Source organism: Stackebrandtia sp. (assembly GCF_035643755.1).
Lineage (GTDB): Bacteria > Actinomycetota > Actinomycetes > Mycobacteriales > Micromonosporaceae > Stackebrandtia.
In genome coordinates this window covers 1-6,282 of sequence record NZ_DASQPW010000126.1, presented here as the reverse complement: position 1 = coordinate 6,282, position 6,282 = coordinate 1, and the positions used below count along the sequence as shown (strand labels likewise).

Annotated in this window: 10 protein-coding genes; 7 read left to right on the top strand and 3 right to left on the bottom strand. The window is 69.4% G+C overall.

Annotated elements, in window-relative coordinates:
* Positions 1–48 precede the first annotated feature (48 nt).
* Positions 49–480, bottom strand: coding sequence for a MarR family winged helix-turn-helix transcriptional regulator (locus tag VE172_RS09695; protein ID WP_324800479.1), 432 nt, complete (start codon positions 478–480; stop codon positions 49–51).
* A gap of 49 nt (positions 481–529) precedes the next feature.
* On the opposite strand from VE172_RS09695, the gene VE172_RS09690 reads away from it, so the two are divergent.
* Both VE172_RS09690 and VE172_RS09685 read left to right on the top strand, forming a co-directional pair.
* Positions 530–997: a MarR family winged helix-turn-helix transcriptional regulator gene (locus VE172_RS09690; protein ID WP_324800476.1), complete on the top strand. Its 468-nt coding sequence runs from the start codon at positions 530–532 to the stop codon at positions 995–997.
* A gap of 54 nt (positions 998–1,051) precedes the next feature.
* Entirely contained in the window at positions 1,052–1,441 is a 390-nt protein-coding gene (locus tag VE172_RS09685; protein WP_324800474.1) for a VOC family protein, read from the top strand.
* On the opposite strand, the gene VE172_RS09680 is transcribed toward VE172_RS09685, so the two are convergent.
* Entirely contained in the window at positions 1,333–2,121 is a 789-nt protein-coding gene (locus tag VE172_RS09680) for a helix-turn-helix domain-containing protein (RefSeq protein ID WP_324800472.1), read from the bottom strand. The two genes, VE172_RS09685 and VE172_RS09680, sit on opposite strands and share 109 nt — an antisense overlap.
* Positions 2,122–2,173: 52 nt before the next feature.
* On the opposite strand from VE172_RS09680, the gene VE172_RS09675 reads away from it, so the two are divergent.
* From VE172_RS09675 to VE172_RS09665, 3 genes are all read left to right on the top strand, one after another.
* Positions 2,174–2,704 carry an O-acetyl-ADP-ribose deacetylase gene (locus VE172_RS09675; protein WP_414715078.1) on the top strand — a complete coding sequence of 177 codons (531 nt, stop codon included), beginning with the start codon at positions 2,174–2,176 and terminating at the stop codon, positions 2,702–2,704.
* A 17-nt stretch (positions 2,705–2,721) separates the two neighbouring features.
* Positions 2,722–3,570: a class I SAM-dependent methyltransferase gene (locus tag VE172_RS09670; protein WP_324800468.1), complete on the top strand. Its 849-nt coding sequence runs from the start codon at positions 2,722–2,724 to the stop codon at positions 3,568–3,570.
* A gap of 171 nt (positions 3,571–3,741) precedes the next feature.
* Positions 3,742–3,951, top strand: coding sequence for a hypothetical protein (locus VE172_RS09665; RefSeq protein ID WP_324800465.1), 210 nt, complete (start codon positions 3,742–3,744; stop codon positions 3,949–3,951).
* Between the two features lie 41 nt (positions 3,952–3,992).
* On the opposite strand, the gene VE172_RS09660 is transcribed toward VE172_RS09665, so the two are convergent.
* Complete coding sequence (locus VE172_RS09660) at positions 3,993–4,322, bottom strand: oxidoreductase (protein WP_324800462.1); 330 nt, start codon at positions 4,320–4,322, stop codon at positions 3,993–3,995.
* A 213-nt stretch (positions 4,323–4,535) separates the two neighbouring features.
* On the opposite strand from VE172_RS09660, the gene lpdA reads away from it, so the two are divergent.
* Both lpdA and VE172_RS09650 read left to right on the top strand, forming a co-directional pair.
* Positions 4,536–5,921 (top strand): dihydrolipoyl dehydrogenase, encoded by a 1,386-nt coding sequence (gene lpdA / locus VE172_RS09655; protein ID WP_324800459.1) that lies wholly within the window; start codon positions 4,536–4,538, stop codon positions 5,919–5,921.
* A gap of 22 nt (positions 5,922–5,943) precedes the next feature.
* A partial coding sequence (locus VE172_RS09650; RefSeq protein ID WP_324800456.1) for a biotin/lipoyl-containing protein occupies positions 5,944–6,282 on the top strand: 339 nt, incomplete at its 3' end.

Genomic DNA, 6,282 nt, shown 5'->3' with positions numbered 1-6,282 from the left:
CGATAGCGCGGGCCCGCTGCCCGCTGATTGTGGCAGCGGACGTGCGGGTCACGACAGGGCGACGGCCTGCGCGTCCACGTTGGATGCGATGCGGCGCAGCATCTCGACCAGAGCACGATAGTCCTCTGGGGACAGACCATCGATGACCTCGGCGCGCAGCCGCTGAACCCGCGCGTTGACGCGTTCGTACGCGGCGCGGCCGTCGTCGGTCAGGGTCAGGGAGTCGTTGTCCCCCAGGGCGATCCACCCCTGGGCGACGAGCGCGTCGAGCTGGGGCCGCACCGTCGGCTCGGCCTCGGTGAGGAACGGGCGCAGCGCCGCGTCGAGCGCGTCGGCGTCGACGGCGTCCGTGGCGACAGTATTGAGGATCTGCCAGCGGCGTCGGTTCAGGCCCTCGGTCTCCAGCAGCGCGGCGAAGTTGTTCTCGAGGCCGCGGTCGATGTGTTTGAGCCAGTAGCCCATCGGTTTGGGGGTGGACATGTCGCGCTCCTTTATATGTCTTTTTACATGTACTTGTACATTAACATACATGTCCGATGATCCCGTCGAGCGCGTGGAACGCGCCATGGTCGCCATCCGCCGCGGCCAGACCCGCCGCGCCCTCGGCCGACTCCACTCCCAGCGCAGCGGCGCCGACGTCGACGTCGACCCCACGCTCATGGGCGTGCTGGACGCGGTCGAGGAGCTGGGCGGCGGCTGCGGCGTCGGCGACATCGCCGCGGCCCTGGGCATCGACCAGCCGCGGGCCAGCCGCCTGGTGGCCAGGGCCGTCGAGCGGGATCTGTTGGTGCGCAACGCCGACCAGCGCGACGGCCGCCGCACCCCCGTGGCCCTGACCGCCACGGCCCAGCGCCTCCTGGCGCGGGCGCACCGCTTCCGCCGCGAGGTCTTCGCCGAGGCCATGGACGGCTGGAGCGACGCCGACCGCGCCGCCTTCGCGCGGCTGCTGGGCGACTTCGTGGCGTCATACGCCCGCATCACCGGGCAACAACGCTGAACACGTCCGATTCGTACAAGACCGCCGCGCCGTGCGGGTCATATCGTCGACGGCATGGCATTGACATTTCACAGCGTCCAACTCGTTTCCTTCGACATGCCCGCCACGCTGGCCTTCTACCGACGGCTCGGGCTCGACATCCCCGCCTCCGCCGACTCCGAGTCCCATGTGGAGGCCGTCACCACGGGAGGGATGAAGCTCCTGTGGGACACCGTCGACATCATCAAGTCCTTCGACCCGAACGCCGACCCGAGCCGCGGCGGCACCGAGCTGGCCTTCGGCTGCGACGACCCCGCCGAGGTCGACGCCCGCTACGCCGAGCTCACCGAGGCGGGTTACGAGGGCCACCTGAAGCCCTTCGACGCGGTGTGGGGCCAGCGCTTCGCGGTGGTCCACGACCCCGACGGTAACGGGATCAGCCTGTTCTCCGCGCTGGAGTCGTGAACCACGTCGCTCACGGTGGCGCCGGCCAGGCGCCTGGCGTCGCGCGACAGGTGCGCCTGGTCGGCGTAGCCCGCCCTGGCGGCGGCCAGCGCCAGTGACTGCCCGGCGTGAACGTGCTCCAAGGCGCGCTGCAGGCGCAGGATGCGCGCCAGGGTCTTGGGCCCGTAGCCGAAGGCGGCGATGCTGCGCCGATGCAGCTGGCGTTCGCTGAAGCCCACGGCGCGGGCGGTGTCGGACACCGACTCCCCGCGCCGCATCGCCGCGGCCATCGACAGCGCCCACGGTTCGGGGCCGTCGCCGTCGGCCAGACTGCCCGCCGCGATGGCCTCCAGCACCGCGCCGGGGTCGTCGGCGGCGGCGACCCGATCGGTCAGCGATCGGACCACCCGCGTCGGCCACACCGCGTCCAGATCCACCCGCTGGTCGCGCAGCTCGTTGGCCGGCAGGCCGAACACCTCGGGACCGAAGCCCGGGGCCAGGCGCAGGCCCAGGCCGCGGGCGCCCGGGACCTGGACGGGCAGGTACGCCGCGGTGTCGGGCCCGGCGATGCGCAGCGCTCCGTCCATCCACAGCAGGTCCATGCACCCGTCGGGCAGCACGCGCTTCACCGCGGACGGGTCGGTGGCCAGCGTCCGCCACACCACCGCGCCCGGTATCGCGGCGCCGCGTTCGGTGTACACGCCGGTGATCATATTGCGCGGCACCGACGGCGTCGGCCGGTTGTGTCAAGGTATGAGCATGCGCATCGAGCTGTTCCATGGAGACATCACCGCGCAGCGCCTTGACGCCATCGTCAACGCCGCCAACTCATCCCTGATGGGCGGCGGGGGCGTCGACGGCGCCATCCACCGCAAGGGCGGACCCGCGATCCTGGAGGAATGTCGTCGGCTGCGCGACGCGAAGTACGGGCGCGGCCTGCCCACCGGGCAGGCGGTGGCGACAACGGCGGGCGAGCTTCCCGCGCGATGGGTGATCCACACGGTGGGTCCGGTGTACGCCGCCGACTCCGACCGCTCCGAGCTGTTGCGGTCGTGCTACCGCAACAGCCTGGCCGTCGCCGACGAGATCGGCGCGTCCACCGTGGCGTTTCCGCTGGTCTCGGCGGGTGTGTACGGCTGGCCGAAGGACGACGCGCTGCGCCAGGCCGTGGAGACGGTGCGCCACAGCGACACTCGCGTGGAACGGGCGCGGCTGATGCTGTTCAGCACCGCCGAGCTCGATCTGGCGTTCGGGATGTACCCGGAACTGGTGGCCGGGGCTTAGGACAACGAGGAGACTTCATGTCGAATGACGGATTCGTGTGGGCCGAGCACGCCGAGGATCTGAGCAAGAGCGCCCGCGAGGACGCCGACTTCTACGCGATGCTGGCCGCCGAGCTGCTGCGCCCGTCCGTCGCCCTGGCGGTGGACTTCGGCTGCGGCGGAGGGGGAATGGCCGTGGCGCTGCGCGAGCAGGCCACCCGCTCCGGCATCGACGTCGCGGTGGCGGGCCTGGACGCCCACCCCGAGGTGTACGCGACCACCGCCAGACAGCACCCCGACATCCGCTTCGCCACGGCGTCGTTCGAGGATTCGGCGGCGCGGATTCGCGAGGCCGCCGGCGGAGCGCCCGACCTGATCTGGGCGCGCGGGGCGGTGCATCACGCCGACGACGAACAGGAGGCGCTGGGCACCCTGACCGACGTGCTGGCGCCCGGCGGGGTGCTGGCCCTGGCCGAGGGCGGCACCACCGCTTCCTTCCTGCCCGCGCACGTGGGCGTCGGCCAGCCGGGTCTGGACGTGCGGCTCAACGCGGCGCTGCACACGGTGGCGCGGCGGCGGATGCACAACCTGAACCCGATGCCGCACGGCTGGCAGGCGGGCATGCGCGCCGCGGGCCTCACCGACACCCGCACCCGCAACGTCCTGTTCGACAGGCCGGAGCCCCTGGAGGGCGCGGACCTGGACTTCGTGCTTCACAAGGCCGCCAAGCAGTTCGAGTGGGCGGAGGAGGAGCTGTCCGACGACGACCGCGCGGCCTGGCGGCGGCTGCTGGACGCCGACGACCCCGCGTGGCTGGGGCATCGCGGCGACCTGTTCTACCTGGCCGCCGCGAGCGTCCACATCGGCGTCAAGCCGGGGGGCCCTTAATTGGATTTCGCGGCGCCGTCGGCTCTGTTACAGTGCACCTCATGTGGATGATCTGAGCGCGCCGTGCCGTTCGCGCCCGCCGGGCGCCGCGGCGATTCCTTCGTTGTTTCCACCCGCAAAGGGCGCGGGCGGACGCTGCAGCGCCCGATCTCAGTCTCAAGGAGAACCCAAATGACTGACGACCACAAGTCTTCGCACCAGGCCGACGAGGCCGACGATCAACCCGAACCCACCAACCGCGCCGAGCGCCGCGCCCTGAAGAAGAACAAGGGCAAGAACCAGGCCAAGGGCGTGAACCCGGGGTCCACGGGCAACGGGTTCCACCCCAAGGACGTCAAGGTGGCGGGGCACAAGGAGTTCACCAACCGCAAGAGCGGTTGACAGGACGGTGGGACGGCCATCGTGGCCGTCCCACCGCACGCTCACCCGGCGGCGCGCTTGCGCGCCAAGCGCTGGCGGGCGTTGTAGTCCCGCATGCGCTGGGGGTAGCCCACCTTGGCCACCTCGTAGACCGGGATGCCCAATCGCTCACCCAGCCGGAAGGCCGCCTCGACACCATCGACGCGTCGCCGCGTCCATTCTCCATCGTGGGCAATGAACATGACCGTCGTCTCGGTCACCGTGGTCCGGGGTTCCACATAGGCTTCGACGCCATGATGGTTGGCGTGAAACTCCTCCAGATGGGAGGTGTCATAGCGGCGGGCATCGCGTTCGGAGGCACCGGAGCGTTTCTTGCGACGGAACCAGGACAACGACAATCACCTCTACTGCCTCAAGGAGTGAGGCTTAAGTCTACGACCACAGGCATATCCACCGATGTGTCTGGGCGCACGTAGGTACAGACTGTACGTCGGTGGTGCTGGCGAGGTTGAATAGTCCCGCAGACGCGGGGTCTGGCCACCAGCCGAACCCGGCAAATGCGAGGATGACCCTTGATTATCTAACAAGAGGACTTGGGAGTTTTCGTGAGCGACCCGAACGCGGGCTACGACGTCGTAATCCTGGGTGGCGGCAGCGGTGGATACGCCTGTGCGCTGCGCGCCGCTCAACTCGATCTGAACGTCGCGATCATCGAGAAAGACAAGATGGGCGGCACCTGCCTGCACCGGGGTTGCATCCCCACCAAGGCGCTGTTGCATGCCGCCGAGGTCGCCGACTCCGCCCGCGACGGCGAGCAGTTCGGTGTCAAGACCACCGGCGTCAGCATCGACATGGCGGGCGTCAACACGTACAAGGACGGCGTGGTCGCCAAGATGTACAAGGGCCTGCAGGGCCTGATGAAGGCGGCCAAGGTGACGCAGATCGAGGGCACCGGGAAGCTGGTGGCCCCCAACACCGTCGAGGTGGACGGGCAGCGCATCACGGGCCGCAACATCGTGCTGGCCACCGGCTCCTACTCCAAGTCCCTGCCGGGCCTCGAGGTCGACGGCACCCGGGTGATCACCTCCGAGCACGCGCTGGCGCTGGACCACGTCCCGTCCTCGGCGGTGGTGCTGGGCGGCGGCGTCATCGGCGTCGAGTTCGCCAGCGCCTGGAAGTCGCTGGGCACCGATGTGACCATTGTGGAGGCGCTGCCCCGTCTGGTCGCGGCCGAGGACGCCGACTCCTCCAAGATGCTGGAGCGCGCCTTCCGCAAGCGGGGCATCAAGTTCAAGACCGGGACCCCGTTCGAGTCGGTGAAGCCCACCGATTCCGGGGTCACCGTCACCGTCAAGGGCGGCGAGACCATCGAGGCCGAGGTGCTGCTGGTCGCGGTGGGCCGCGGACCCGTGACCTCGGGCATGGGATACGAAGAGCAGGGCGTGAAGATGGAGCGCGGCTTCGTCATCACCGACGACTACGCCCAGACCAACCTGCCGAACGTCTACGCCATCGGCGACATCGACGGCCGGATCCAGCTGGCGCACCGCGGCTTCGGCCAGGGAATCCTGGTGGCCGAGCACATCGCGGGGCTGAACCCGCGTCCCATCGACACCGACGGAATTCCGCGGGTCACCTACAGCGAGCCGCAGGTCGCCTCGGTCGGTCTGAACGAGGACGTCGCCAGGGAGCGGTACGGCTCCGAGGCCGTCGAGACGTACAACTACCCGTTGGGCGGCAACGGGAAGAGCAACATCATCAAGACCACGGGCTTCGTGAAGCTCGTCGGTGTCAAGGACGGGCCGGTGGTGGGTGTCCACATGGTCGGGTCCAACATGGGCGAACTGATCGGTGAGGCCCAGTTGATCTACAACTGGGAGGCGTTCCCGTCGGACGTGGCCCAGCTGATTCACATGCACCCGACCCAGAACGAGGCCCTCGGCGAGGCACATCTGGCTCTCGCGGGTAAACCACTGCACGCACACGCCTAGATTCACAGGAGCTTGAGGACAGATGCCGGTATCGGTAACCATGCCCGCCCTCGGAGAGAGCGTCACGGAGGGCACCATCACCCAATGGCTGAAAAAAGAGGGTGACACCGTCGAGGTGGACGAGCCACTCCTGGAGGTCTCGACCGACAAGGTGGACACCGAGATCCCCTCGCCGGTGGCGGGCGTGTTGACGCGCATCGTCGCCGCCGAGGACGAGACCGTCGAGGTGGGCGGCGAGCTGGCCGTCATCGGGGAGTCCGCCGACGCGGCGGGTTCCGCGGCACCGGCGCCGCAGGCCGAGCCCGAACCTGAGCCCGAACCCGAGCCGCAGCCCGCCGCCGAGGCGCCCTCCGCATCGCAG